General features: G+C 75.9%; 1 protein-coding gene. It reads left to right on the forward strand.

Annotated features, from left to right (window positions below; genetic code table 11):
* Nucleotides 1-507 precede the first annotated feature (507 nt).
* A partial coding sequence (locus E1298_RS46335; protein WP_131903720.1) for a WD40/YVTN/BNR-like repeat-containing protein occupies nucleotides 508-2,270 on the forward strand: 1,763 nt, incomplete at its 3' end.

Raw genomic sequence — 2,270 nt, forward strand, 5'->3', positions numbered from 1 at the left:
GCGCCCCCGCCGTTCCCCTACGCGCAGGAGATCTCTGACGCTCCGCCGCCCTCACCCCCGGAGCCGTTCCCGTACGCGCAAGAGATCCCCGAGCCTCCTGGGGCCCCGGCCCAGTCTGCTGCGACACCGGCGCCCGCAGCCCCAGAGCCGTTCCCATACGCGCAGGAGATCCCTGACGCTCCGGCTTCCTCGGGCCCGGAGCCGTTCTCGTGGGCACAGAAGGCCCCTGACACTCCAGGCTCCCCGGCCCCGGAGCCCTTCCCTTACGCGCAAGAGATCCCCGACCCTCCAGCGGCCCCGGCCCAGTCGCCTGCGCCTCTGGAGCCTGCGGCCCCCGAGCCGTTCCCGTGGGCGCAGGAGATCCCTGATGCTCCGGCTTCCCCGAGCCCCGAGCCGTTCCCGTGGGCGCAGAAGGTTCCTGAGGCGCCGAGGCCCGCGGCCGCTGAGCCGTTCCCGTTCGCCCAGGAGGTCCCGGGCGCTCAGCCCGCGCATGAGGGCGCCCTGCCCGTGGCGCCACCGCCGCAGATCGACGAGCCGTGGCGGACGCCGGGCAAGGGTGGCAAGTCCAAGGTGCGCACCGGGAGGCGTAGCAAGAAGCCGCTGCTCGTCGGGGTCGCGGGGCTGGCCGCCGTGGCGCTGGTCGCCGCCGGTGGCTTCGTGGTGATGTCCGTCCTGGGCGATGACGACGGCGGCACCGGTGGCGGTGGCGGGGCCAAGCTGGCCGGGGCGCTGTTCCCCGTGGACGGCGCGGCCCGTACAGACGGCCGCGACCAGCAGATCGCCGGTGTCGCGGCGTCCGGTTCGACGGTGGTCGCGGTGGGTGGGGAGAGCGACGCGCAGACCGCCCGCGGCCTGTTCCTCGTTTCGGGTGACGCCGGGCGCACGTTCAAGCCCGCCGAACTGAAGGGCGCCGACGGCGGCGCCCCCGGGCCGGGCGAGGTGCCTCAGGCGGTCGGGGGCGCCTCCCGCGGCTGGGTCGCCATCGGCGCGCGGCCCGGCGGCGGCGCCGTGTGGACCAGCGAGGACGGGCGGTCCTGGCGGCGCCAGCCCGACGCCGTCGGCGACGTCTTCGGGCCGGGCAACCGCGTCCGGCGGATCGTCGCGAACGGCAGCGGGTACCTGGCCATCGGCGACAACTCTCCCAAGGGCGACTTCAGCGACGCCACGCCCGCCGTGTGGACCTCCAGCGACGGGCGCCGGTGGGAGGCCCGGATCGGCGACCAGATCGGCGTCCAGATCCGCAAGGGGAAGCTGTCCCTCATCGAGGCCACCGCCGGTGGCAACGTGATCCTCATGGAGGGGATCGTCACCCCCGATCCGAGGAAGCCCGCCACCTACCGGGCGGTCTGGCGGTCCGAGGACGGCGGCCGGACGTGGTCGACCTCCGCCGTGCCGGTGCCCAAGGGCAGCAGGGGCCTGATGATCGGCGGCGGTCCCGCCGGCTTCCTCGCCATGCGCGAGATCAATGCGTCCGGCAAGTCGTACGGCCAGGCGTTCACCTCCAAGGACGGCGGCTCCTGGCGGCAGGCCGGGCGGCTCCAGACGCCCGGCTACGAGCGGACCGCCCAGGTCCTCGGGGACGGCAAGGGCTACGCGGCCGTCGTCGTCCGCGGCAGTGACGTGCTGCTGTCGCGCAGCCCGGACGGCGGCGCCTGGCAGGACGCGGGCACGTCGCCGTCCAAGGCCGGACGCGAGATCACGGGCGCCGCGCTGGCGGACGGGCGGACGGTCATCGGGGGCCGCGAGCCCGGCGGCGGCGACATGGACCCGCTGCTCGGCGTGTGGGGCGCGGGCGGCACGGCGGTCCCGGTCGACCTGTCGAAGATCCCAGGCGCGATCCGTCCCGACCACACGGTCGTGTCCGTCGGCGCAACGGATGGGCTGGCCGTGGCCGCCGGGAGCGCGGCAGGAGACGCCGCTGTCTGGACGTCCAGGGACGGCGGCTCGTGGAAGGCCGCCCAGGCGCTCGGGGCCGCGTTCACGCGCCCGGGGCCGCAGCAGCTGACCGACGTCGCCACCGGCCGGTCCGGGTGGCTGGCGGTGGGCTACGACCAGGCGGCGCCCCGGCGTCCGCTCGTCGTCACCTCGGCGGACGGGGCGACCTGGCAGGCCGCCGACTCCGCCGCGGCGTTCCGGCCCGGTGCGGGCGGCGTGCCCGCCACCAGCGCCGCCGCGTCCGGCCCCGCCGGATACGTGGTCGTCGGCACCGAGGGCTACTCGGCCGCCGCCTGGTTCTCCCCCGATCTCAAGTCCTGGGAGCGGGGCCAGAG

It is taken from the genome of Actinomadura rubrisoli (genome assembly GCF_004349215.1).
Classification (GTDB): domain Bacteria; phylum Actinomycetota; class Actinomycetes; order Streptosporangiales; family Streptosporangiaceae; genus Spirillospora; species Spirillospora rubrisoli.